Genomic DNA, 26,634 nt, shown 5'->3' with positions numbered 1-26,634 from the left:
GAACCACAAGCCTCTGTTAAAAACGTTCAAATTTTGATTTATCAACCGCTTTATTATCAACCCCTGAATTATCATACTTATCAAATGAGGCGTTATTGTCGGGTGAATGCTTATATTGTCCAGAGTTAGATGAGTCAGAGTTTTTCATACTAAAAAATGAGACTGCACTGGTCAAGTTTTTAGACTGGGCCTGCATTTCTTCAGCTGTTGCCGCTAGTTCTTCTGAGCCTGACGCATTTTGCTGTGTCACTACGTCGAGCTGCTGCATCGCTTTATTAATTTGAGATACACCCGCTGATTGCTCTTCTGATGCAGCACTTATTTCTTGAACCAATCCTGCCGTTTGAATAATATCCGGCACCATTTTTTCAAGTAATGTACCAGCAGTTTCCGCAATGGACACACTGTCTTTGGTTAGACTACTAATTTCAGAAGCGGCTATCTGACTGCGCTCAGCCAGCTTTCTTACCTCGGCAGCCACTACAGCAAATCCTTTACCATGCTCACCCGCTCGAGCGCCTTCAATGGCAGCATTCAGGGCCAGCATATTGGTTTGATAGGCGATATCTTCTATGATCGTAATTTTATCGGCTATTTGTTTCATGGCTACAACAGTGTCGCTAACAGCATCGCCACCTTGTTTGGCGGCATCTGCTGACACAGTAGCAATAGTATCCGTGTTTCGTGCATTTTCATTATTTTGTGCAATAGATGCGCCCATTTGCTCTATTGAGGCACTCGTTTCTTCAACACTTGCGGCTTGCTCACTAGCGGCTCCACTTAGCGATGACGCGGTATTACTCACCTGAGTAGCGGCGGATGATATTTGTTGTGAATTAGATAATATCTGCTCAACCACCTCGGTTAATTTATTCCGCATGGTAATGATTTGAGCCAAAATACCCGTGGTTTTTGTCTCATCCATATCAAGTTCAACATCCAGTTTACCTAATGCAATATTTCGTGCTATATCGGATACGACATTAGGCTCTCCGCCTACTTTGTGTAACACATCTCGGATAATAATGATTACCGTCGCTATGCCCAAAAGCACTGCCACTAATGACACCCAGGTTACGATACTTTCTGTAGTTTGATTATTGCCTTGAACGTCTGCACCAAGAAGCGCTTGACTGTCTTTAAGAGATTCTTTTACCGCATCTGTATTTTTAGCGATCAGTGGACCCCGCTCATCCAACATAACTTGAATAATCTCGTCGCTTTCTTGTATTAAGGCATAAGTAGCCTTAAAGGAATTAATATAAAGATCCAGTTCGTCACTGAACTTTCTTAACTCATCGCTACTTTTTTCATTTGAAAGGGCCACTTCCAACGCAATCACATCTTTAGGAAGTTTGGTTGAGAGTTCTAACATAGCGCGATTATAATCCTTGTCGTCGCTACTTTGGAGATACTTGACAACATACAGACGGCCTAATAGCAGCCGCTTTTGTGCTTCATTAGAAAGGAAAGTCGAGGTGATCTCTTTCTCACTGTAGGATCTTTCAATAATAGAACCCATTATTTCACGTGTTTTGATGGCCTGAACATATAATCGATTGTTAACCTCGTCTTCTCTTTCCTCGTTTAATTTGACAACGTTATCAAAATCTTTTTTATAAGCATCAAGCTCTGATTCAATCGTTCTGATGAGTTGTGATCTTTTAGGATCTAGCAGAGCTTTTTTTGCTCTATCAACTAATGCTGTGGTCGCATCTCCGTATTCTTGGAATTGACGTATATCCTTGTCACTTTTACTGATAATAAAATCTTTTACCTGCATACGAGTGCCTATCATATTGGTTTGCAGGTTCCTTGCTAGGTTAGAATCATTCGCTAATCCACGGTAGTCGCTAAAACCGGTACCTGAACTACCTATTCCTAGTAACGCACTTGTCGATACCACTAACAGTAATAATATTACCAACCCAAAACCTGCTATTAACAAGGTTTTTAAATTTAAATTTTTTAACATGACTTAAGCTCTCTTAATATTTTTAGAAAAAGTTTTTGAGTATTGCGTTGCGTAGAAAGCTAAACACACACTTGATGTTTTTACGGATATTCGTGGTCGTATATTCATAACTTACTTCCTAATAGTTTGATTATTCTTGATTTAACCTAAAATAGAACCAACCCGTCGGTTAAAACATCATTCATTAAAGAAGTATTGTTCAACACAATTAAAGACGTTTGCTGCTATGTACCTTTTCACATATTCTTATATGAGTCCTACCATTTATCTAAGCTTGAATAGAGCTAATGATGGTAAATTCATCTACTGACATCACTTTTTCAACATTCAGTAAAATTAAGAATTCTTTATCCACTTTTGCCATCCCACTGATAAATGCTGTATTGATTTTATCGCCTAACGAAGGGCTGGGTTCAATATCATTATCATTAATGTCTATCACCTCATTTACTACATCTACTGCAATGCCAATCTCGAGTTGCAAATCACTGTTTTTCACTTCAAGAATAATAATACTGGTGCGCCTTGTTAGAATTACCGGTTGTCCTGCAAAAAGAAGTCCCAGGTCGATAACAGGAACCACCCTGCCCCGAAGATTGATGACCCCTAAAATAAAATCAGGGGTCATAGGTACTTCTGTTACCTCTGCATATTCAATAATTTCCTTAATATTAAGAATTTCAAGACCATATGATTTATCAATCATCTGGAACGTTAAATACTGTTCAGTCTGTGATAAACCTTCAGTCTCTTCGATGCTCTGTACTTGTTCTTGCATCTATCTATCCGCCTATTTTTTTCATTTAAGTCACAGCTTAGAAGTAACAGATTGATCATTTCCAGCGTTAATCACTAGATTGATCATCGCCGGTGTGTCTATTACCATAGCCACTTCACCGCTACCTAAAATGGTTGCACCACTGATGCCTTTCAGATTTTTAAATATCTCACCCAGCGGCTTAATAACCGTTTGATGTTCGCCTAATAATTCATCCACAACAAAACCGGCTTTTTTACCCCCACATTTGACGACAATAATATCGTCCCTATGCCCCTCGGATACATTTCTCTTCTCACCAAATAAGTCACTTAAATACATAAAGGGCAGAATTTCACCGCGCAAATTCAAATAATTTGCCCCTTTGCTTTCACCATCTAAAGATTTATCTAATTCAAGACATTCCTCTATGATGTCTAATGGCACAATATATTTTCCGTCTCCTACACGTATTTGAAAACCATCGATTATTGCCAGAGTGAGTGGTAACCGAATGGTGATACTGCTGCCTATCCCCTGTTCACTGGTTATTTCAATCGTACCTCGCAGTGATTCAATATTTGTGCGGACCACATCCATACCGACGCCACGACCTGATAGATTACTCACCTGATCTGCGGTAGAAAAACCAGCCGTAAAAATAAGTTGATATATTTCCTGATCGGTTAATTGCTGTCCTTCTTGAATTAACCCATTTTGAAGCGCTTTACTGAGTAATTTCTCTTTTTGCAGACCTCGTCCATCATCTTTTATCCGGATGACAATACTGCCCGATTCATGAAACGCATCTAAATTCACGACACCCTTAGCTGGCTTACCCAAAGCTATTCGCTCTTCAGGTAATTCAATACCATGGTCAATGGCATTTCTAACTAAATGCATTAATGGGTCGCCAATTTTTTCTATCAGGGTTTTATCTAATTCGGTATCTTCACCGGTAATACACAGGTCAATCTCTTTGCCAAGGTCGCGACTGACTTCACGGACAACACGATTAAAGCGGGAAAAAGTTTCACCAATGGGCATCATGCGTAATCCCAATGCCGTATCTCGTACTTCTTCAACTAAGCGTAATAAGTTTTCCATTGCCTCATTCATCTTAGGATCAGCAAGTCGTATGGCACTTATTTCGGCATTCGCCGTACCAATCACCAATTCGCCCACTAAGTTCACTAAATTTTCAAGTTTACCTGCGTTAACTCGAATGGTTTGTTGTTCGTTATTACGATTAAGTTTGTTTGTAGTCTGCTTATTTATTGCAGCATCAATGATGGTTTGGTCCACCACTTTTTGTTCAACGGCAATGTCCCCTAATCGAGATTTTGCAATGTCTTCACCACTCACAGTGACGTCATCGATCATCACATCTTGAATATTTAAAACACCGTCTATTTCTAATTTTGTCAACGCACCACAGGCCAGTAAAATATCCCCAAGACGTAAATCTTTTTCTGGCAGTTGCTCAATCAATTGTATATAGCTTTCTATATAGCTATGAGGTGGAAGGATCCGGATTTTGCAATCATCTTGTACAAATTCAAATACGTCCTCTATTTCAGCCTTATTGCTGTTGGGTGCGTATAATGCTATCTCAAAACCCAAGTAACAGTTCTCAGCCTCAAATTCAGACCATACGGGGATAGCATCACCCATGATAATGATACTTTTAATTTCGCCTATTTTATTGAGGTATGAGATAAATGAGATGGGGTCCATTCCATTACTTAAAGCATGAATTCCATAGCGCAATGATATATGCCAGTTTTGATTTTCGACCCCATCGTTGTCGCTTTGCTCAGCGTTTTCGATGGTGGGAGTTGTCGACTTATCTAAAACAGAATTAAGGCCCAAATAATAATTTAAACGCTCAATAAGTGCGTCATCTGTTGTTTTTATTGCTCCACTGATCTCAACAACGCCATTTAAGGCACTGTCAACTAGCACTTCCAAATGGTCCCGACTTAACAAGAATAGCGAAACCAAGTCTTTATCAAGGGGAAGGGTCCCCTCTCTAATATCACCCAATACACTTTCAACCACATGCGTAAATTCAACAACACTGTTTAATGCAAAGAGCCCTGCAGCACCTTTAATAGTATGAAAGGTCCTAAATAAATCATTAACCCCTTCTGCTGTTTCCTCTTTATTACTTAAATCATCTAAGCCCAGTAAGGCTTTCTCAGCAACCAGTAATAAATCTTCTGCCTCATCTGAGAATACTTGTAATCCTTCATCGGTCATACGTTATCTCCCAGATCAAAAAGACTATTAATACTATAACTTTTGAATAATTTAGTGACCACGCCACTCGCTGCAGAAATCTTGAGCTCCTTACTTTTTGAAATAAGCTCACGCCTTAACGCTAATATCAATTGAATACCCGCGGTATCAATTTCTTCAACTCCCCTCAAATCAAGCTCAAATTTTTGATAGAGTTCAATCTCGTGACTTATGGCGCTTTTAATCTCATTAATCGAATAAATGGTCATATCGTCTTCAATAGTCAACTTACATAACCCTTCAACATTGCTGTCTTGACTTATTTTAAGCGTCATCTGTTTTCCTATTTATCTTTTTATTAAATTAATAAAGCGTGTCATATTTAATGGATTTTTCATGAGATTAATTTCGATACAACATCTAATAATTTAGGTGGCTGAAAAGGTTTGACAATCCACGCTTTTGCACCAGCGGCTTTACCTTCTTGCATCATTGTTTGGCCGGCTTCAGTGGTTAACATGCATATGGGTGTGAATTTATACTCTGGTCGCTTTTTAACCTCTTTGACGAAGGTAATACCGTCCATAATAGGCATATTGACATCACTTACGATGAGATGAACCTTGTTTCCCGTTAGCTTATCTAAAGCGTTTTGACCATCACAGGCCTCGATAACATCATAACCGGCTCCTCGTAATGCAATTCCGACAACGCTTCGTACAGAAGCTGAATCATCGACAATCAGTATGGTTTTTGACATGTTTATTTATCCTCTAAAAAAATACAACTTCGCTATCGTTAGACGTTTCTTCATCAATGTCATAGGCGACTTCATGTGAAAATTTACGATGAAATTCACGTTCACTTGTGGTGGTATAATTAGCCGACATTTGCTCTAAAAAATTTTGAATATTAAGATTTTCGTGATTTGGGATATCATCAGATAACTGTGATAGATTACCTTTTACATGACCCAAAATTTGTGAAACGCGATCTTGAAACTGAAGGGACACCAACGTGTCTTCTATTTTCTTGCGAACACCTGAAGATAATTCTTCTAGGTTTTTAGCATGATTATCACGGGCCGCTTTGGTCTCATTATATTGCGCAATAACGGTTTTAATATTTTCATTGGCAGTCATAGTCAGTTTATTTCCGTTATCACTATCAATACTAAAGCTATCTCTTATCTGATTAAACTGAGCATTAACATCGCTCACAGTAGTAATGATATTAGCGGCTATTTGACCTGAACGGTTGGCTAGGCTGCGCACTTCATCAGCAACCACAGCAAACCCACGCCCACTTTCACCCGCTCTAGCAGCTTCAATAGCAGCGTTTAGCGATAAAAGATTGGTTTGAGAGGCTATGCCGCCTACATCTCGGGCCATGTTTTCCAAACTTTCAGTAAAACTAGAAAGTTCGAAAATCTGCTCTTGGGATTTAACTCTCACGTCGAGTAGATGAGTTAATGTTTGGGAAACAGTATCTAATCGGTCTTGTATTTGCGAAGAGGATAGTGCGTCAACATCATCGCGTTTATTCACGATATTATTTAAATCATTAACCATACCCACAAATCGTTCAGCGAGCTCATTCATTTCATGGGTAGATATGTCAATACAATTGCCTATTTGGTGAGACAAAATTGGCAAACAATCTTTACCCATAGACTCAAATGATTTAATTGAAACTTTCAGTGTTTGCAGGTCATTTTCTAATTCAGATATAACTAGTCTGAGCGCTTCATTATTTTCACTGGTTACAGCGAGCATATTTTTCTTCAGATAACCCAAATAAAATTCAGCCATTACCAAACAAAAGGCAACTGCCAAGACAATTAAAGAGTCACTAAAGGCCACTATTGTTAGAGCTATTAAACTTACTATCCCTGAAGGTAGCACAGCACTCAAACCACTTCTTTTTTGCATATTTCTACCTTATCTGGCTTTTGTACGCTAAACAACGATACTACATATTCGGTAAGCAACTGATCATAAATGCAACCTGCAGTGCTATAAAAGTACCACATATGTGATATGTAAGTGACATATAAACACACTTAAATATCGAAAGTACCCTATCATAAAGATATCGCTGTAGATACTAAGTGATTTAAAATACTCTGAAACTCATGCCTTAATAGGTGTTATTTAACCAATTACATGGCTAAAAAAGCACCTGTATTCATCCTTCTGTTTAATCCTCCTTTATCTTTTAAGCGCCTATAAGAGCTGGGTTACTGTATCTAACTCCCTCAGAATAAAGGAACTGCCCAATCCCAGAGGGATAAGCTATTTTATTGTTTTAATAAAGACTTGGGCTTATTGGTGACAAATACTGATCTTCCCCCTAAATTTGTAGTCACTTTTACTTAGTGACCAAAGCAAGGTGAAAATATTATGAATAAATATATCCGATGAATTTAAACGACAAGCCTTTCGCTAATTGCATCAAAGGTCAAAAAAAGCGCTAGACGCTAACAACGAGATGACACATTAGGCTTAAATTAAGTGTTGCTGAGCTAGTAGAAAAAGGCGAAATAAGCTTAGCTATTGCTTGCCGATTGTCCGGTATATCTCGGTAATCGGTTTATCCATCGGTATCGACAATGGACATTAGGCGAGAGAACCCAGTCCTATCAAAGAATGGATCATGTATTGGCGTGAATAGATGGCTATGATTAGTATCAAAACTCACTTGCTGTACGAATAAACGGGATACTTAAACAAGAATTCTTACTTTATCAAAGCCATACACTGGATGAGCTAAGAATATTGGTAAGCGAATTGATAAACATCTACAACGAGATGCGGCCACATTTGAGTTTAGATATGAAAACACCTAACAAAGTGCAAATAATAAAAAGCCTGCGATAATCGCTGGCTTAAATATTGTTAATTTATTCTAAGATGGGACAAATAGGATTTTCAATATCCGCAAATCATGGCTCATTGGGACAACTTCAACACCCTATTCAATTACCCTGATGACGTACGCAAAATGATTTACACCACCAATGCGTTAGTGTCGATCAACGATAATATTCGAAAGGCATTGAAAAACGTAAGGTGGTCCAGTTGATTATTCAGCCAAGAAGATGCTTTATGCTGTTTTCATAGATGCAAAAAGAACTGGCCATGCTGCTCATAAGCTGCCAACAGGGAATGATACCATTTATGATTGAATTTATGTCTAGGTTTGATGTACAGATTTAACTAACGTCAGTTACACAAAACCTAGTACATCCTCGGGATATCTAAGGCTAACCATTAACTTTTTTCCCCCGTCTTTTTTCTATGAAATCACTAGTTTCACCCGCCAACCTTTCAGCCAACCAAAGTTTTATAATAGATTGCCTAGTAACGCCAACTCGATTAGCTTCCCTGTCAAGAGATTCCAACATCCATCCAGGAAAGTCAACAATCACGCGTTTTTGTTTCTGCGTGTTACGCATAACTTTTGATGATTCTTGTACATCATCAGCATTAGATTCATTCTTGGATTTTGATTCTTCCATTCTTTATATTCCTCTTTTGCTGTCAACTATATTACCCGTATAACTCTAACTTTACCTTACAGGTTGTTAACCCAGAGTAAAATCAGTAAAGTGAAGGTAACAATACTTAGCACTTTTATTTTAAGGTTAATTATCAATACCCTTTCTTTCTTCAAGGTTATATTACGTACTTATACTAGAGTGTAAATATGAATTCAATATATGATATTAAATAATTAGCAATAGTGAAAAGTCTTGATTTTCATTCAACCGTCTTACATGTTTGAAACTATCTAACATCACTAATTTTCAAGTCTCTTTAAGAAGTAGTATTTATCAAATAATACAAGGGAGGCGCCTTTTGAAAAACTCTTAACCCCATGTTTAACATCATTTTATGTATCATCATGCCCCTAATGTCCAAACGTAAATTAGGAGTTAACACGACTCTATTAAGGAGATGATGGTTTGTTACAAAGGACTTTATCTCAGCGAAAAATAATGAACATTAGTGAGAATGTCAATACTCGCTTGTATTCGCTGTGAAACAAAGTCAACTGATTGGGTTACTGTGGAAAGTCTTTGAGCAAAGATGATATGACTACCATGCTTAGCTCACACTCTTTATCTAACGGAATGTTGGCAGCCTATAACTTAGCCAAAAACTCTTGGCCATTAACATTGCTTCTTTTAGCCATGAATTTAGCCGTTTTTTGGGCATCGTTGGCCAAAGCAAAACTGACTGGGTCAAGACCATTGCACACTAAACCGTTAGCAATTTGTTTAATACTTACGCCGCTATTTTTTACCGCAACATTCACTTTAATTAGTCTATCACTTTTTATGGCTTCACATACTTTGACTAATTTGCTTTCAGTGACTGGGTCAATATAGTTTGCTTGCGCGCTGCCCGCTAAAAGAATACCTGCAGTGATGATGGTGCTAATAATTACTTTTTTCATGATAAGTCTCTCTATGTTTGTTTTGATTAATTTTAAGTACACCCATAGAGTAGGGACAAATATTGATATTGACGGGACGAAACAGGTTAATCACGGTGAAACGCGACGAAGCGTTCAAACAGTTAAATACAGCGATAATCGAGCGCTTATCCTCTACTTTTCGTCGTATTCTGTTTAATTTTGTTACATTTACCTATCTGAGGTAACTAGTCTCAATATTGCTGTCGCAGTCACAGAGATAAAATCTGAGCACATAAGTCTTTAGCGGGGATCACCACAGCATATTTAGCATGCATATCATGCAGACTGGCGTGATGGGCACTTACATTCCTATCGCCACATGCTTCAGGCACCACAAAAACTGGGTAGTTATGTTGTAGGCCATCCACCACAGTTGCTCGAACGCAACCACTCGTGGTTAAACCCACAACCACGATTGAGTCCACTGCATTTTTTTCTAACTGTGTTACTAACTCCGTATTAAAAAAGGCGCTTGGCCATTGTTTTTCAATGATCAGTTCATCGGGTTTTTTATTGATTTTACTGTTGATTTTTACCCACTCACTAGACGCTTGTAGGATATTTAAATCAGGTAAACGTTGACGAAACACACTGGCAGTGGTCTCATCGTGATATACCACAGAAGTATAATAAACGGGCAGTTTTTTAGCTCTGAAAGCCTCTAACAACCCGTTTATCTGTGAAATTTGACTGTCAAAATCTCCCCCAAGTGAGCTAGCTGGATCGCTAAAGCCATTAGACAAATCAACCACAATAAGTGCTGGGCATAAGCCCAGACTTAATGTGCCAACGGCTAAATCACGATCCTGTGGTGTATTTGACATAGTCTACTTATCTCACTTCAGGGCTCGAGACTTCAAAAAACTAGGCGTTTGTGGTGCAGGCAACCCCGTTTCTTCAAGGCATCTAGCTTTGATTTCTTCAATAGTGCCACCAAAATCAAATAACTGTGTTTCACCGCGTTTCTCAGTTAAGGCCGCACGTAATGTGGTGGTTTGTCGTGCATCAACCACACCATCAACTATCACCACGCCATAACGTTTTGCTCCCTCAATAGACACTAAACCACGATTTACGTCGTCAAGTACACTATTGCAATCACGCAAGAATGGGTCACCCCAACCGCCGCCGCCCCATGTATTGAAGTACAATAGGTCACCTGTTTTCACTGCAACACCATCACATTTAGCTGGTAAAATCTGCTGTGTACCATCTGCACGTTTTAGTATTTTAGTAGACCTTTGTCCTGGTGTGCCACCGTTTACTCCCCAAGGGTAAGTCAACCATCTTTCATCATGAATGGCGATATTGCCATCGTTAAGAAAACGATAAGCTACCGATAATCCATTACCACCACGATGCTTACCCGCGCCACCAGAGTCAGTAATGGTCTCGTATTTTTCTACCCTTAATGGGAAGTAGGCTTCGATAAATTCGTTGGGAACATTAGTAAATCCTGGCCACAAAGAGTGCCCATCCGGTCCATCACCAACTGGGCGACCCGGTATGCCACCAAACCCAATTTGGAACAATTGGAACCACTCGCCTTTGTCATCGTAACCTGAATAAAACAAGTGAGGTGAATCAGAAAATCCCGCCGCATTCATGGCTTCTGGGGCACCTTGTCCTAACAATCCTCCCATTACATCAAAAATACGACCTAATGCATGGGTCCGTCCTGACAGCGCAGCGGGGAAATTGGGTTTGAGCAAACTACCTGCGGGTATGTGCACATCGACTAGGTCATAAAAACCATCGTTGAACACAATTTGAGGATCCACAAGATTGATAGTAAATGACCCAAAAAACATCTTAAACATGTCTTCATTTAGGTAAAAGTTAATCGAGCTATTGGCTTGAGGATCGGTACCTTCAAAATCAAATATCGCGCGATTACCTTCTCGCCACATTTTACACTGTATTTTATAAGGACCCATGCCAACGCCATCATCACAGACATAGTCTACAAAGGTACGTGGTTCTTCTGGTACCAGCATATTAATAATGGCTTCCATTGCCACATGGTTACGCTCGAGCATGATCTCCATGGTGGAATAAAACATATCATCCCCAAATCGCTCGGAGATTTCGACACACCTTTTAGCCGCGGTATTACAAGCCGCCACTAAGGCATTCAAATCAAATCTATTCCATTGTGGGGTGCGCACATTGTGCAAAATCAGGTCTAAAAGATCGCTTTGCAATACACCCTTTTTATACAGTTTTGTGGGAGGAATACGGATCCCTTCCTGAAAGATACTTTCTGCTTTAATAGGAATAGAGCCAGGCACCATACCGCCATTATCTGACATATGACCAAACATGGCAGACCACGCGATATGCCGGCTTTCTTTAAAAATAGGCACAAGCACAATCCAATCTGGTAGATGGGATACAGCGGCATTAGTCATATAAGGATCGTTCGTTAATATGACGTCCCCTTCTTCTAACTGCCCGGTGTATGCTTCTAAAAACCCATGAATAAATGAGCCAAACTGACCCACAACCATTTTTCCGTCTTTATTGGCAATCATCGGAAAACAATCACCTTGTTCTCGAATGCCCGGGCTCATGGCGGTTCTAAACAATACCGCATCCATTTCTTCGCGTGCATTACTCAGGGCGTTTTCGATAATGTCTACCGTAACTGTGTCCACCTCGACTCTTTTCAAAGGTGACGTATTGGTTTGTAAAATTTTGTTATTCATTGTCATCTCCAATTACTTCGCTGGATTAATAAGAAGATTACCGACTGCATCAACCTTAGTGTGATAACCAGGTAAAATAACGGTGGTTGAGTCCATTTCACTCACAATGGCTGGTCCCGGGATCTGCAAATCAGTTTGCATCTTATTTCGATCATAAATAGGTGTAGGGTGATATTGTCCTTCGAAATAAATCTGACTATCTGCCAACTTACATTCATCTAGCGTGTTAACCGCACTGCCTTGTGGCATGGTGGGTAACTCACCGCTACTGGCGGTAGCAATAGCGCGCACCATAACAATCTCATGGCCTTCTTCTAAGGCAAACGTAAAGAGCTGTGTATGTTCTTTGTCGAACTGAGATTTAAGTACCTCTACACCCTGAGCTTGTAATTCAGCTAACGTAAATTCAATGGATAATTGAAACGCTTGGCCGGTATATCGCAAGTCTGCCTGATAAGTCACTTTTTGATCGCATAACGCAATACCATCAGTGATCAAGGTGGCACTGGCTTTATGTTTTAACTCATCTAATACTGTTTCTAGTTCTACTGCAGAGGCATCTTTAAGTAGTTTAACAAAGGTTTTTGATGCTTCATCACGCACCACAGTTGTCGCATCACCGTAAGCACATAACACCCCAGGACCCGGAGGAATAATAGTAGGCCAAGCTTGAGTCAAAATTCCCAGTGCATTGGCATGTAATGGACCCGCGCCACCAAAACCAACCAGAGCAAAATCTCTTGGATCAAATCCTTGCTCCACAGATACCAAGCGTAACGCACCAAACATGGCTTCGTTGGCAATCTTAACAATACCTTCCGCGGCTTCTTCTATTGTTAAATCCATAGCATCAGCAACTTTCTTGACTGCCGCCACTGCCGCATCTTTATCTATCGCCATTGCGCCACCAAGTTGCACATTGGACGGCAAATAACCTAATACAACATTTGCATCACACACTGTAGGTTCAGTGCCGCCTTTCATATAGGCTGCAGGTCCGGGCTTAGCGCCGGCTGATTCAGGTCCAACACGTAACGCTTTGGTAAGTTCAGGTACAAAGGCTAATGAGCCGCCACCAGCACCCACTGTGCGTACATCAACCGATGGAGCGCGAACTGTGACATCACCGACTCTGGTTTCACGTCTGACCCGAGCTTTGGCGTTTTGGATCAAGGCGACATCTGTGGATGTACCGCCCATATCAAAAGTCAAAATGTCGTTGAATCCGGCTTTTTTACAAAAATGCATGGCACCCGACACACCGCCCGCAGGGCCAGACATTAATAGATTAACCGGACTTTCAGCTGATGCTCTAGCTGATGCTAGCCCTCCATCTGATCGCAAGATAGAAAGATGTAAGTCTTCACCCATAGTGGTTATTAAAGAACGATTTAAATTTTCTACATATCTTGCTACTTCTGGGCGTACATAACTATTCACAACAGTGGTTTCTGTACGTTCGTATTCCTGCATTTCAGGGACTAAATCACTGGATATTGAAATAGGAATATCCGTAAATATTTCTGCAGCGACTTCTTTAGCCCTCTGTTCGTGAGCACCATTTAAGTAGGCATTAATAAAACAAATAGTCAGTGCTTCAACTTGACCGGTGTTTTTTAAGGTGGTTAACGAAGCGCGAAGTGCGGCTTCGTCTAAGGTATCCACTGTCTCACCATTTGCGCCCATTCTTTCATCGGCTTCAATCGTTAATTCGAGCGGGGCCAATAAGGGTTTTTTCACAAAACTCACCCAACCACCTAGTCCACCTGGGCAGAATGAGCGAGCAACTTGTAAAACCTGCTTGTAACCTTTAGTCGTCACTAGACCTACTTTTGCGCCTTTTCCTGTTAAGACTGCATTGGTGGCCACTGTGGTACCGTGCATCACACGACTAATTTTCTTCGGGTCTATACCAGACTCTCGGCAAATTCTATCGATGCCATTTAACACCCCGATAGAAGAATCCTCGGGAGTGGATGGCACTTTAGCCGTATGAGTTTGCCCATTCACTTCGTTAATAAGTAACAAGTCAGTGAACGTTCCACCCACATCAACACCTAATCTATAACTCATATTTTACTCCAATATCCGGCGACTTTTAGTATGCCGATTAATTAAGATAATAATTTTCAATCCAGGGTTTGGCGTTGCCGCCTTTAGCAGTACCAGTCAATTCGATGGCTAAGTCTGCCGCTTTAACTAAGAGTGCCATATCGATACCCGTAGAGAATCCCATTTGTTCTAACATCATAACGACATCTTCGGTGGCCACGTTACCACTGGCACCTGGTGCAAATGGACAGCCGCCTAGTCCGGCGATGGACGCATCAAACTTTCTTATTCCTGCTGTTATCGCCGCATAAACATTGGCGAGACCCATGGCTCTGGTGTCATGAAAATGACAGGACAACTGAGCAAGATCAAAACGACTAGCCATGGCTTCCATCAGCTGATTGACCTCTAAAGGGTTAGCAGCACCAATGGTATCTGCGATAACGATATTTGAAGCACCCGCTTGCAGTAATTTTTCAGTGACACTAAACACACTATCTGCACCAATTTTTCCTTCAAAAGGACAGGCCCAAGCGGTGGCCACATAAGCTTGTACATTTGCTCCCTGTTCTTTGGCCACTTTTAGTACGTCTTTGCTGACTCTGATACTATCCTCTGTGGACATACGAATATTCTTCAGATTCATGGTATTTGATGCAGCAACCACTAATGACATCACCGGAACCTGTGCTGACATCGCTAACTCAAACCCCTTCATATTGGGTATTAAGGCAGACAATAAGCTTGTGCTGTTTTCAAGTGCCGCAAATAACTCAGCAGTACCGGCCATAGCTGGCACTGATTTAGGAGAGACAAAAGCCCCCACCTCTATCTCAGGTACTTTGGCATCTATCAATGCACTGATTAAACTCAGTCGTTGTTCTTTAGTTAATAATTTAGGCTGATTTTGCAAACCATCTCGAGGGCCTACATCGTTAATTGTTATGTAATTGGGAACCATTAACTCACCACCTCTGCAGCTCTTAGAATGGCAACATCCTCTGAGCTCATACCTAACAAATCATGTAATACTTTGTTGGTATGTTCACCTAAAGCAGGCGCAGCACTAAAACTTTCTTCGTTGCTTCTAGAAAATTTAATAGGGTTACCGGGTCCTTTGGTTTTGTGCCCTTGCGGGTCAGATAACTCCACTACCATATTACGATGTAATACTTGGGGATCACTCAGTGCTTGAGAAAACTTATTCACTGGAGCACAAGGAATACGCGCAGCTTCAAGCAACGCCAACCAGTGGCTAGAGCTTTGGGTTGATAGTGTTTCGTTTAATGTGGCATTAATAAAATGCTGATCTTTAAAACGACCTGGTTGGGTATCATATTCAGGTTTATCTAAACCATCAATTTGCACCACTTGTTTCAGATTTTGCCAAAAATTATCGGTGATAACAGCGATAACAATTTGTCCATCGCTGGTGCTGAATGTGTTGTATGGCACATGCACAAAATGTGAATTACCAATTGGATAGGGATCCTTACCTGAGATAAAATGCATGGTTGCCATATAATTTAATAACGATATTTGGCAATCCAGCATAGAAATATCCACATCTTGCCCCTCGCCACTTTTCTCCCGCTCCAGCAATGCCGCTTGAATGCCCATTACAGCAAACATTCCACCACCTAAATCACCAATAGGTATACCCGCTCGCACTTGCTGATCCGCATTGGCACCAGTAATGGACATACCACCGCCCATAGCTTGGGCAACTTGATCAAAAGCCGGACGTTTAAAACCTGGACCATCGTTACCAAAACCGGTGATAGAACAGCTGATAATACGAGGATTCACTTCTTTTAAATGTGCATGATCAATTTTGAGTCGTGTTGGCACTCCTGCGCCAAAATTATTGATCACCACATCAGATATTTTCACTAAGTCATAAAATAATTCGAGGCCTTTGGCCGTTTTCAGGTCGATACAAACACTTTGTTTATTACGATTAAGGGTAATAAAATATGCCCCCATGCCATTAATAGAATTTTCTGGATCTGTGGCTAAGAGTTTGCGGGTTCCCTCTCCCTTAAGTGGTTCAACTTTTATGGTCTCTGCTCCTAAATCGGCTAATATCATGCCGCAATAAGGTCCAGATAACATATGCGTTAAATCAAGAATACGTGTGCCTGACAATGGTTTATTAGTCACTGTAAACTACTCCAATAAATAATAGAGGAGCCTTGCGGCTCCCACACACTAGAAACGATATGTAAAGTCGATACCGTAAGCATCACGTGCTGAAGGTTGGATGAAAGAACCACCAAACTCAGGAGTAGGAATAACTTCTTGCAAATATTTCTCGTCCGTTAAGTTTTTAGCCCATATAGCTAAGTTCCAATTTTCGGCGTCAAAGCTGACTCTTAGGTTAACTGTGCTGTAGGCATCACGACTAGCGTTGTCAAAGTTAACTGGATGTGGACCGGGAGGTACACCGCCGCCCAAAGTGCCAAAAAAGTCCCAAATAGTGGGTAAACTTTGTGCCGTTTCTTCGGGTCCTGTACCTTGTAATGTATGGAAGTTAGTTTCGCCTACATACTGCCAATCTAATCGAGTAGTCATAAATACATCAGCAGTCAGTGTGTAATCCCAGCTTACTCCAAAAGTAAACGTTTCATCCGCGGCTTGGGGAGCCTTATTACCCACAGAAAGTGGACGATTGCGGTTTTCTTTAATTTCACTGTCCAATAAACCCATACCACCAAATACTGTGATGTCTTCAGTCACTTGGGCACTGAGATCTAATTCAAAACCTTGAATAGCTAATTCTTCGATAGTGGTCACAGCACGCAATAGACCAAATGGCCCCGCGAAAAATTCAAAGAATTGATTATCATCAACAGTGGTTGAGAACACAGCCGCATTCAGTTTCACTTTGTTGTTCATCATCTTCGATTTGAAACCCAGCTCGATATTAGTCGTGACTTCTTTATCGTATTCGTCTTTAACGATGAGCTGTGCATTCACCGCATCACCAGGTGTTCCATTACCATTGGCATTAAACCAAAAGTCTAATGTCGCTTCTGTGCCGATAGAGTTAAACCCACCACTTCTGAAACCTACACCATAACTGGCATACCAATTAAGGTTGTCATTCGCCGCATAACCTAAAGTAACTTTAGGTTGCCACTGGCTAAATGAGCGGTTTCGATTCGGAATACCATTTGGATTAGCGTTAAAGGCTGGATTAATTGGGCCTAATACACCGTTAACATAAGTGTTCACATTCAGTCCAGAGGCAGTCACATTGGGTACGTTATTATTTACTTCTCTATCTTCGTAGTCATAACGAAGCGCTACAGCTAATTCCCATTGCTCACTCAAATCATATTCAAGCTGACCAAATGCAGACATTACTGAGGTATCAAAGGTGTCAGAGAATAGTAAATCAGTTGGATTAGGGCCAGTGGGTGGCACATAAGCTTGGCTCAAGAAACCTTGCCCCGTATCGGCACCATAAGCAACGACTACATCACGTTCGATCTCGGCAAAATAGACGCCACCAATCCATCTTAAGTCTGCATCGTTATCGTCTGAGGTAAAACGTAATTCACCACTAATATCAGACTGGCTTCGCTCTTGATACTGATAACCATCGCACGATAAGGGTGTAAAGGGTCCGTAAACCCCAGTGAACTCTACGCCAGGAGGAAATACGCCAAAAGGTGCAAAAAAATCACCGAATAAGTCAGTTCTATCTGCCCCACCTAATGCACCGGGTGTATTGTTTAGGCTAGCGCGGTCGGTTTGACACTGAGGGGTCAATTCATAACCATAGAAGGTGGCACTGGTCCCATCAGACAGTAGGTCTTCTTCTAAATCGTTGTAAGCTAAAACGGCGGTGACATCCATACCATCTAGATCCCAGTCAGCTTTTAAAGATAACTCAGTGGTGTCTTGTTTATTGACGCCTGGTACATTAAAAGCAAATTTAATATCGACATCATTCACGTCTTTGTTAAAAGCGGGATCAAATCCATTAGCCACAAATGAAGGTAACGCAAACACAGCGTTATAGTTGATTGCACCACCCTCGACCTTGCCCATGCTGGCACGAAAATCTAAGGTTAAATCATCGCTAGCATCCCAAATCAAACGACCGCGGATATTAGTATCTTCAAGATAATCAACTGAATCATCTGCACCAGTAAAAGTATTTTCATAAAAACCATCTGTGGTTTTATAACTAGCGGTTAAGCGACCACGAACGTTTTCTGATAATGGGCCACTGATCACACCATTTATTCTTTGGCTATTGTTATTTCCTACGCCTAAGGTGACCCTGCCCTCTAGTTCATCTGCTGGCATTTTAGTGGTGACTATTATCGCACCCGACACAGCATTTCGACCATACAACGCACCTTGTGGGCCTTTAAGCACTTCGATTTGTGATACATCTAATAATTCTTCATTGAAACTGTTTGGGTTAGTCATCAACACACCATCTACCACATAGGCAAAAGTACCCTCAGCATCACGGGTCGATACTATGCCGCGAATGGTCACTTGCGTATCACCCACGTTTGCTGCATCAACCATAGTCACGTTAGGAATAAGCCCAATAAAATCGCCAGGACGTTCGATGCCAGCACTATCAATCATCTTTTCAGAGATAGCAGTGACGGCAATAGGTACTTCCTGCAGACTTTCTGGTCGTTTACGAGAAATACTGATGATTTCAAAATCGTCTTCTTGATCAGCCGTCTCTTGAGCTACCGCTTGATTGATTCCAACTAAACTACTTGCGGACAGAGCGACAAAGATACTTGTTGCAAGCGCGCTTTTACGGAGTGTTGCCATTGTATTTCTCCTATTATTTTATTTTAGATTTATGTGTTTTAATCTTCGCCATAAGGTTGTTTGACTCAACCCAAGGTACTGGGCGACCTGTTGCTTATCGCCATTGAATCTATGCATGGTGTCCACCACCAGTTGTAACTCTTTTTTTCTAACCAATGCTTGGTCGTTATTAAATGTTGTTTCTAAAAATAGTTCTGGGGAAATCTCCTGCAAAATATGTTTAATCTTTGAGAGATCTTCTGCCATCTGTATAGATGCAATAACCCGTTCAAGGACATTTTCTAATTCACGTACGTTACCCGGCCACGAATAACTCACTAAGTCACCTAAGATTTCAGTGAGTATTTCATCAACTGTAAACTGCGATTGATAACTGCTGATAAAGCGAAAAAGTTTCTGCTGTGCAATACTCGAGATATCCTCAGGGCGTTCCCGTAGAGGTGGGATATCAATATTAAATACATTGAGTCTAAAAAATAAATCTTCCCGAAACTTGCCTTCTACGACTAGCTGTTTAAGTTCTTTATTGGATGCAGCGACCACTTTTAAATTGGCAGGCTTTTCTTCATTAGAGCCTAAAGGTCGATAATGACGCTCTTGCAAAAACCGCAGTAACTTTGATTGTTGATCAAGTGCAAGCTCACTGATTTCATCAAGAAATAACACCCCATCCTGCGCCTCTTCGATGAGTCCTTTCCTGCCACCTCGCTTGGCTCCAGTATAGGCACCATCCCGATGCCCAAAGAGTTCTCCTTCAAACAATTCAGTAGGGATGGATGAGCAGTTAAGGGCGACAAAATGACCTTCTGAAAATGGACTAGCTGCATGTACCGAACGAGCAATAAGCTCCTTACCTGTTCCAGATTCACCATAAATTAATACATTACTGGGTGAAGAAGAAAATGCCCTGACCTGCTGCATCACTTTTTGTATAGCGGATGACTCAAAGACTAATTTGTGACGAGAGGAGGCTTTGGCTTTTTCTGGTTTAGGCTTTTTTCTATATAATTGGTAAATATAAAGAGGTTTACCTTTTGTCATCACACAATCTTGATGGAACCACCAGTCAATCCCTTGAATTCGACACTCGCCGTCTGTGGGACGGGTTATTTCTTCGGAGTGAATGAGACTTTCTAAATCTGAACAGTTGTCGTTTTCCACACCTAAATCATGCCTAGCGGCTTGATTAAAAATAATAGACTGACCATCTTCGTCGGTCATAAAAATCGGTGTTTTTGATTGTTTCAACAACCAATTAGTTAACGCAGCACCTTGATTCGTCACTAACTGTTCATTGGCTATTCGAATGGCACTAGCAATGGTTTGGCGACAGGAGTCCGCACTGTATAACAAAAAAGAAGGGATACCATGTTGGGTAGCCAAACCGCACACCAAACTAGCCCCGACATAGGCAATATTGGGCTGCTGACGTGTTAACTGAAATAATTCACGGGCTTGTTCGGCAGTGGTATAAATTTCCTCTTGCACCGTGACATTCAATGCCGCTTCTAACACGGGCACAACAGGTGACGCTTCAGCAAAATTAATCATCACTATTTTGCGAGCCACTTGGGCAGCACGTTTTAATGCTGAAATAATATCTATGACACTGCAATCTAAGGATACAACGGGTAAATCTAAGGCTGACTTCAAGTAGGCTGCATTAGAGCCAGCACTGACAATTACATCGGGTAAAAAACTACTAATATGTTCATCTATTTCCGATACACTGCCGACTATGGCATCGAATAATTTAAATTTTGCCTGTCCCCCAAATTCGGGCAAGACACTTGTCATCAGCTGACTAAATTCTTTATGACCAAAGATTAAAATCCTCACTGCTTGGGGTTTTGTATTCACTTTATTCACAATGCTCTCTCCAGATCCGGAGGACTGACAACTAGAGGTTGTATAAAAGTGAACAAAAGCTGATGCAAAATAACTAGCCAACTTTCAAGTTGAATAAAAGATAGCTTTAGATAGCATTAGTTATGCCATTTTCATCAATTTATAGTTGATAGCCCATTTTTAATGGCGCTAAATGTTAGTTTGAAAATTTATAATCAAACTAACGAAGAATTTTTAGATGGTTTTCATTTCAATTTGAAAAATAATATTTCAAATTGAATGAATAATAAAGAGATTTGCTATTTAGAAATCAGTTGGCAGAGTTGTAAAATCGGACCTAATGCATTGGGGCAATCAAGATCTTGAATTGTCCAATTATCTAATCCCTGTCGTTTACCTTTGTTATCTGAATAAATACCCTGCTTAGATAACGTTTCCAAGGACTCATCCAAAGAATCTACGTTGAATGATAATAAAAACAGTCCTTCTCCTCGTTCGGCCAAAATTCGAGCCACTTCACCTTCCGTTGATAAGGGTTGCACAAGGACAATCCATACCCCTGACAAACAAAAACGAGCGGTTTTAACTTGTCTGGTGGGTAAGTCTTCGATGATAGGCTCAGACTGCAAGAGGGTGCGTAAATACTCAACCTGTGGCGCGAGTTCTCGCACCACAAAGTTTAAATGATGGATTGAATTGACTGTGGACATGACTTTGACTCCTGTTACATGCAGATGACATTTTAAGTCAAAATCTCATTGCTAGTGTCATGCTGCTATTAATATCAATTTTTACTAACTAGTACTTGTTATTAGTATTGAGGCTAGCAACATTGAGGCCATGTGTTCTTTGTATTTACTCCTGCATATAACCTAGAGGTAACTCTTTTATGGCTGTCACTCCTGAATCTATAGCGGCTTGAGCCACTGCCCGAGCCACACGTTTCAAGAGTCGTGGATCCATTGGTTTAGGGATAATGTAGTCCTTACCAAAACTAAGACTATCTATATTACTAGCAGCCAGTACTTCTTTGGACACGTCTTCTTTAGCAATGCTGCGAATGGCATCTACCGCAGCAATTTTCATTTCATCGTTAATTTTAGAGGCACGCACATCCAACGCGCCACGGAAAATAAACGGAAAACACAGTACGTTATTCACTTGATTAGGATAGTCAGAGCGCCCTGTTGCCATAATTAAGTCATCCCGTACCTGATGGGCCAACTCAGGTTTAATTTCAGGATCAGGATTCGAGCATGCAAAAACGATGGGATTAGGCGCCATTAACTTCAATGCTTCAGGAGGTAATAAATTAGGTCCAGAGACGCCAATAAATACATCTGCGCCATCTAGGGCATCTTCTAAGGTGCGTTTGTCTGTGTTATTGGCAAACATCTTTTTGTGGATGGTGAGTTCTTCACGACAAGTATGGATCACACCTTGTCTATCAAGCATGTAGATGCGTTCGCGTTTTGCACCACATTTAATCAATAACTGCATGCAAGCGGTAGCTGCAGCACCCGCGCCTAGACACACAATAGTCGCATCGCCAATACTTTTACCTTGAATTTCCAACGCATTCAACATGCCTGCGGCGGTGACTATAGCAGTACCGTGCTGATCATCATGAAAAACAGGTATGGCGCAGCGTTTAATTAATTCTTGCTCTATTTCAAAACATTCAGGGGCTTTAATATCTTCAAGGTTAATCCCACCGAAGGTATCTGCAATACTGGCGACAGTGTTAATAAATTCTTCCGTTGTAGTATGTTTCACTTCAATATCAATAGAATCGATGTTGGCAAAACGTTTAAACAACAAGGCCTTACCTTCCATAACGGGTTTGGACGCAAGAGGACCTAAATTACCTAAGCCTAAAATGGCCGTGCCGTTTGAAATAACCGCCACTAGATTTCCTTTGCCAGTGTATTTATAAGCAGCATCGGGATCGGCTGCAATCTCTCTAACGGGCTCAGCCACACCAGGACTATATGCTAGCGCTAAGTCGGTGACAGTTTCGGCAGGCTTAGTGAGCTCAATGCTGATTTTTCCTGGTACAGGTTTGGAATGATAATCAAGGGCTTGTTGGCGGAAATCAGACATGATGTTGTCAGTCCTTTTAAAATTAAGAAATGTTGACGGCAAGTTTAAACGTTTATTGGTGTTTTCATAAATGAATGCTTTTATATAAATATGCTCTTCTAAAAAAGGGCTCTTATATGAAAGTCCCACCAAACAAAGCGTTAAACAACATTGTTGCTGGAATGTAACACAGCATTAGCCACTGAACATATCAGATCAGACCAGTATTTCTATATAGCCATTATAATTAGTATTGATATTTCGTAGTTTCCCCATTGAACACAAAACTTAAGCGAGTTGAATCAAAGCAGAACAAGCTAGTTTGAATTCTTTTGAATATTTCTTAGTGTGGTCATTACCTATACCAAGTTAAAAATATTATGGTCTTAACCTAGGTATTAGGATCTATTGAGCCACATCAATGTATTGGGTTTACCACCAGTTCCAGCGCTTTTTTTTCCTAACCTAAATTCAACCAGTATTAATTTTTTTCTATAAAGAGTTCAGGGGAAATCTCACGCAATGCGTGCTTAATCATTGAGGGGTTTTCCGGCATATTTATAGATGCAATAACCTGTTCAAGGACAAGTTCTAATTCTAATATATTACTAGGCCATGAATAACCAACTAAATCATTTAAAATTTCAGTGAGTGCTTCGTCAATCGTAGGGAGTTTTTTAATTACGTTTCTCCAATTTTTTTTAATTTTAGTTTATGTGTTTTAGTCTTCGCCATAAGGTTGTTTGCTCAACCCAAGAAAGATAAGCACTGCTGCACACATTAAACAAATAGCAATAAGTGTAAGAGTAGTAGTGGTATTCTTGATGGTTTTGAAACGCATAGACTCAGCAATACCACAATCTTTTTGATAATAACCGAACTTAGTAGAGATTAAACTACAACTTTAGTATGAGTTGCTGTTAACTGGTGACTTAGTAGTGATAGCCACTTTAACTTCAGTATAAGTGGGATGTACTGATAAAAAGACACAAAAAAGGCGCTAAACAAGCGCCTTTTCGGTGTATTGTCAGACTAAAAAAAGTATTAGCTTTTCTTAAGACCAGCAAAACGTTTGTTGAATTTATCAACACGACCACCAGTGTCGACGTTACGTTGCTTACCAGTATAGAAAGGATGGCAAGACGAACATACGTCTAAGTTGAGGTCTTTTTTCAAAGTAGAACGTACTTTGATAATATTTCCGCAAGAACAGTTTGCAGTCATTATTTGATAATCAGGATGGATATCTTGTTTCATGGGTTACCTCTTCGTCAGGCCGCATCGCTATCCAACCCGAAGTTGAACACCATACGAAAATTAAATTAAAAAGCTTTGTGGCTTGCCGCAAAGTGGCGCGCATATTAATGTAACGGGCTTAGGCGATCAAGGGTTTTGTTGATTTTATACCCAAACCACCTCTTCAATCAAAGGCTATACAGTAAAAAAATGGCAATACTTAGTGTCGCGCTCCCTATTCCGAAGCGTCAATTGTTCGATTATATCTATGAAGGTACAGCGTTACCTGTGGGTGTTCGTGTGCGTGTTTCTTTTGGTCCTCGCAAATTAATAGGTGTGGTTTGGGGAATAAGCGAAAAGTCAGATTGGGATATCAGTAAACTAAAATCCATTGAAACGGTAATAGATGATACACCGATATTTAATCCAACATTAATTAAACTGTGCAACTGGTTGGCTCAATATTATAAACACCCCATTGGTGACGTAGTTCAAACGGCAATCCCGGTAGCGCTTAGAAAAGGTGAGTCAAGCTTGGCAAAACCGATTCAATATTGGACATTAAGCGACGCTGGCCAGTCTGCAGATATAAACAGTTTGTCCCGCGCACCGAAACAGCGCTCGTTAGTAGAGTCATTGCGTAACCAAGATATGATTAAGTCTAAGGCCAAAGCTGATTTTGGCGCGGCTGTGATTAAATCTTTAGTAGAAAAAGATTTAATCAATCTCATTGAAAAAACCCCATCTACAGCATCAACATGGCAACAAGATCTAACCATCCAAGACAAACCTATGGCCAATGTAGAGCAAGCCATCGCCATAAGTTGCATTGAAGCAAAACTCGACCAATATGGCTGTTTTTTGTTAGACGGTATTACCGGTAGCGGTAAAACAGAGGTGTATCTACAGGCAATAGAACAGGTGCTTAAACAAGGTAAACAAGTGCTGATTTTAGTGCCCGAAATTGGGCTTACACCACAAACTGTGCATAGATTTAAATATCGCTTCGGTATTGATGTAGGCATTTTACACTCAGGACTTAACAATAATGAACGCCTTCAGGTATGGCAACAAAGTGCCAATGCACAGTTAGGTATCATTATAGGGACCCGCTCCGCAATATTCACACCCATGCTTAAACCTGGTTTGCTAATTGTTGATGAAGAGCATGATTCTTCGTATAAACAACAAGATGGATTACGTTATCACGCACGTGATCTCGCGGTGATGCGCGCCCGTGAAGAAAATATACCGCTGGTATTGGGTTCGGCAACTCCAGCGCTAGAAACACTAAACAATGCACTAACCGGTAAATATCAACACCTTAAATTGCATGAGCGAGCTGGCAATGCATCACTCGCTACTCAACACGTTTTTGACATTCGCCAGCAGCCTCTGAAATTTGGTGTGGCCCAGGGCATGTTGGATCGTATGAGTCAGCATTTGCAGCAAGGCAGTCAGGTGATGTTGTTTATTAATCGCAGGGGTTATGCGCCAGCCCTTATGTGCCATCAATGTGGTTTTGTTGAACACTGTAAGCGATGTGACAAACCGTTCACTGTGCATAAACAGTTGTTCAAATTACAATGCCACCACTGTGGTAGCGCTAAGTCGATCCCTAAGAATTGCCAACAATGCCAATCCAATGAGCTGACTTCGATGGGTGTCGGTACAGAACAATTGGAACAAGGACTAGCCGCTTATTTTCCACAGTACAGCAGCATTCGAATAGATAGTGACAGCGCTAGAGGCAAAAACAAACTAGATAACATGCTCAATAGTATTAACAACAACGAGCATCAAATCCTCATTGGCACACAGATTTTGTCTAAAGGTCACCACTTTCCCAATGTCACACTGGTGCTTATTCTTGATGTTGACGGTGCACTGTTTAGTGCAGACTATCGAGCAGCAGAACATTTGGCGCAACTTATCACGCAACTCGCAGGACGTGCAGGGCGTGCAGAAAAACCCGGTGAAATGTGGTTGCAGACTCACGACCCTGGTCATCCGTTATTACAGGACTTGATTAATAACGGCTACGCACATTTTGCGCAATATGCTTTATTGGAGAGACAACATGCAAATTTGCCACCTTATACGTTTCAAGCATTATTCAAAGCACAGGCATTAAGCGCCCGCGATGCTTTTGATTTTTTACAACAAATTTCCCATCTATTCTGTGCTGCTAGCGCTGTGGATTGTGTCGGCCCTATTCCAGCTTTAATGGAAAAACGACAAGGCCAATATCGAATGCAATTATTATTACAAAGTCCGCAGCGTAGTACCTTACAAAAAGCCATTGGGCAACAAATCAAACAGATCGAAACATTAAACTTGGCCAATAAAATTCGCTGGTCGTTAGATATCGATCCGCAGGATTTTAGTTAACCTGAACTCTGGATAAGCCATACCGTCCAGCAGCAAGTCTTAACCAGAGT

General features: G+C 40.8%; 19 protein-coding genes and 2 pseudogenes. 3 read left to right on the top strand and 18 right to left on the bottom strand.

Translation table 11 applies throughout. The features are described from left to right. Positions 1-16: 16 nt before the first annotated feature. The 6 genes and pseudogenes from CXF95_RS17325 to CXF95_RS31525 form a co-directional block, all read right to left on the bottom strand. Entirely contained in the window at positions 17-1,975 is a 1,959-nt protein-coding gene (locus CXF95_RS17325) for a methyl-accepting chemotaxis protein (RefSeq protein ID WP_101199834.1), read from the bottom strand. A 268-nt stretch (positions 1,976-2,243) separates the two neighbouring features. Continuing rightward, positions 2,244-2,753 carry a chemotaxis protein CheW gene (locus tag CXF95_RS17320; RefSeq protein WP_101199833.1) on the bottom strand — a complete coding sequence of 170 codons (510 nt, stop codon included), beginning with the start codon at positions 2,751-2,753 and terminating at the stop codon, positions 2,244-2,246. Positions 2,754-2,783: 30 nt separating this feature from the next. Further along, entirely contained in the window at positions 2,784-4,994 is a 2,211-nt protein-coding gene (locus tag CXF95_RS17315; RefSeq protein ID WP_101199832.1) for a chemotaxis protein CheA, read from the bottom strand. Continuing rightward, complete coding sequence (locus tag CXF95_RS17310) at positions 4,991-5,308, bottom strand: lipid asymmetry maintenance protein MlaB (RefSeq protein ID WP_101199831.1); 318 nt, start codon at positions 5,306-5,308, stop codon at positions 4,991-4,993. The genes CXF95_RS17315 and CXF95_RS17310 overlap by 4 nt, the downstream gene beginning before the upstream one ends. Positions 5,309-5,367: 59 nt before the next feature. Continuing rightward, positions 5,368-5,733 carry a response regulator gene (locus CXF95_RS17305; RefSeq protein ID WP_101199830.1) on the bottom strand — a complete coding sequence of 122 codons (366 nt, stop codon included), beginning with the start codon at positions 5,731-5,733 and terminating at the stop codon, positions 5,368-5,370. A 334-nt stretch (positions 5,734-6,067) separates the two neighbouring features. Continuing rightward, a pseudogene (locus CXF95_RS31525) lies at positions 6,068-6,358 on the bottom strand (methyl-accepting chemotaxis protein); the annotation flags it as partial. 1,287 nt (positions 6,359-7,645) lie between these two features. On the opposite strand from CXF95_RS31525, the pseudogene CXF95_RS17295 reads away from it, so the two are divergent. Then, positions 7,646-7,852, top strand: a pseudogene (locus CXF95_RS17295) (integrase core domain-containing protein); the annotation flags it as partial. A 64-nt stretch (positions 7,853-7,916) separates the two neighbouring features. After that, entirely contained in the window at positions 7,917-8,057 is a 141-nt protein-coding gene (locus tag CXF95_RS29635; RefSeq protein ID WP_369809327.1) for a transposase, read from the top strand. A gap of 181 nt (positions 8,058-8,238) precedes the next feature. Here CXF95_RS29635 and brnA read toward each other — a convergent pair whose 3' ends face one another. From brnA to rpmE, 12 genes are all read right to left on the bottom strand, one after another. Beyond that, positions 8,239-8,493 carry a type II toxin-antitoxin system BrnA family antitoxin gene (gene brnA / locus CXF95_RS17290; protein WP_101199828.1) on the bottom strand — a complete coding sequence of 85 codons (255 nt, stop codon included), beginning with the start codon at positions 8,491-8,493 and terminating at the stop codon, positions 8,239-8,241. 626 nt (positions 8,494-9,119) lie between these two features. After that, entirely contained in the window at positions 9,120-9,434 is a 315-nt protein-coding gene (locus tag CXF95_RS17285) for a DUF3718 domain-containing protein (RefSeq protein ID WP_198556614.1), read from the bottom strand. A 230-nt stretch (positions 9,435-9,664) separates the two neighbouring features. Next, positions 9,665-10,279 (bottom strand): isochorismatase family protein, encoded by a 615-nt coding sequence (locus CXF95_RS17280; RefSeq protein ID WP_101199827.1) that lies wholly within the window; start codon positions 10,277-10,279, stop codon positions 9,665-9,667. A 12-nt stretch (positions 10,280-10,291) separates the two neighbouring features. Further along, positions 10,292-12,163 (bottom strand): hydantoinase B/oxoprolinase family protein, encoded by a 1,872-nt coding sequence (locus CXF95_RS17275; RefSeq protein WP_101199826.1) that lies wholly within the window; start codon positions 12,161-12,163, stop codon positions 10,292-10,294. Positions 12,164-12,175: 12 nt separating this feature from the next. Further along, positions 12,176-14,236, bottom strand: coding sequence for a hydantoinase/oxoprolinase family protein (locus tag CXF95_RS17270; protein ID WP_101199825.1), 2,061 nt, complete (start codon positions 14,234-14,236; stop codon positions 12,176-12,178). Between the two features lie 37 nt (positions 14,237-14,273). Beyond that, entirely contained in the window at positions 14,274-15,176 is a 903-nt protein-coding gene (locus CXF95_RS17265) for a hydroxymethylglutaryl-CoA lyase (RefSeq protein WP_101199824.1), read from the bottom strand. Continuing rightward, positions 15,176-16,378 carry a CaiB/BaiF CoA-transferase family protein gene (locus CXF95_RS17260; RefSeq protein WP_101199823.1) on the bottom strand — a complete coding sequence of 401 codons (1,203 nt, stop codon included), beginning with the start codon at positions 16,376-16,378 and terminating at the stop codon, positions 15,176-15,178. Before CXF95_RS17260 ends, CXF95_RS17265 begins: the two co-directional genes overlap by 1 nt. Positions 16,379-16,426: 48 nt before the next feature. Further along, entirely contained in the window at positions 16,427-19,027 is a 2,601-nt protein-coding gene (locus tag CXF95_RS17255) for a TonB-dependent receptor (RefSeq protein ID WP_101199822.1), read from the bottom strand. A gap of 18 nt (positions 19,028-19,045) precedes the next feature. Then, positions 19,046-20,896, bottom strand: a complete 1,851-nt coding sequence (locus CXF95_RS17250; RefSeq protein WP_101199821.1) for a sigma 54-interacting transcriptional regulator — start codon at positions 20,894-20,896, stop codon at positions 19,046-19,048. A gap of 278 nt (positions 20,897-21,174) precedes the next feature. Then, the gene (locus tag CXF95_RS17245; RefSeq protein ID WP_101199820.1) at positions 21,175-21,585 is read right to left on the bottom strand and encodes a VOC family protein; all 411 of its coding nucleotides are present in this window, start codon (positions 21,583-21,585) and stop codon (positions 21,175-21,177) included. Positions 21,586-21,730: 145 nt separating this feature from the next. Next, positions 21,731-22,978, bottom strand: coding sequence for a malic enzyme-like NAD(P)-binding protein (locus CXF95_RS17240; RefSeq protein ID WP_101199819.1), 1,248 nt, complete (start codon positions 22,976-22,978; stop codon positions 21,731-21,733). A gap of 1,023 nt (positions 22,979-24,001) precedes the next feature. After that, entirely contained in the window at positions 24,002-24,214 is a 213-nt protein-coding gene (gene rpmE / locus CXF95_RS17235) for a 50S ribosomal protein L31 (protein ID WP_007638226.1), read from the bottom strand. 189 nt (positions 24,215-24,403) lie between these two features. Between rpmE and priA the strand changes: the two genes are divergently transcribed. Beyond that, positions 24,404-26,584 (top strand): primosomal protein N', encoded by a 2,181-nt coding sequence (gene priA, locus CXF95_RS17230; RefSeq protein ID WP_101199818.1) that lies wholly within the window; start codon positions 24,404-24,406, stop codon positions 26,582-26,584. Positions 26,585-26,634: the final 50 nt, after the last annotated feature.

It is taken from the genome of Paraglaciecola sp. MB-3u-78 (assembly GCF_002835935.1).
Taxonomy (GTDB): domain Bacteria; phylum Pseudomonadota; class Gammaproteobacteria; order Enterobacterales; family Alteromonadaceae; genus Paraglaciecola.
This window is presented reverse-complemented; position numbering and strand designations above follow the sequence as displayed.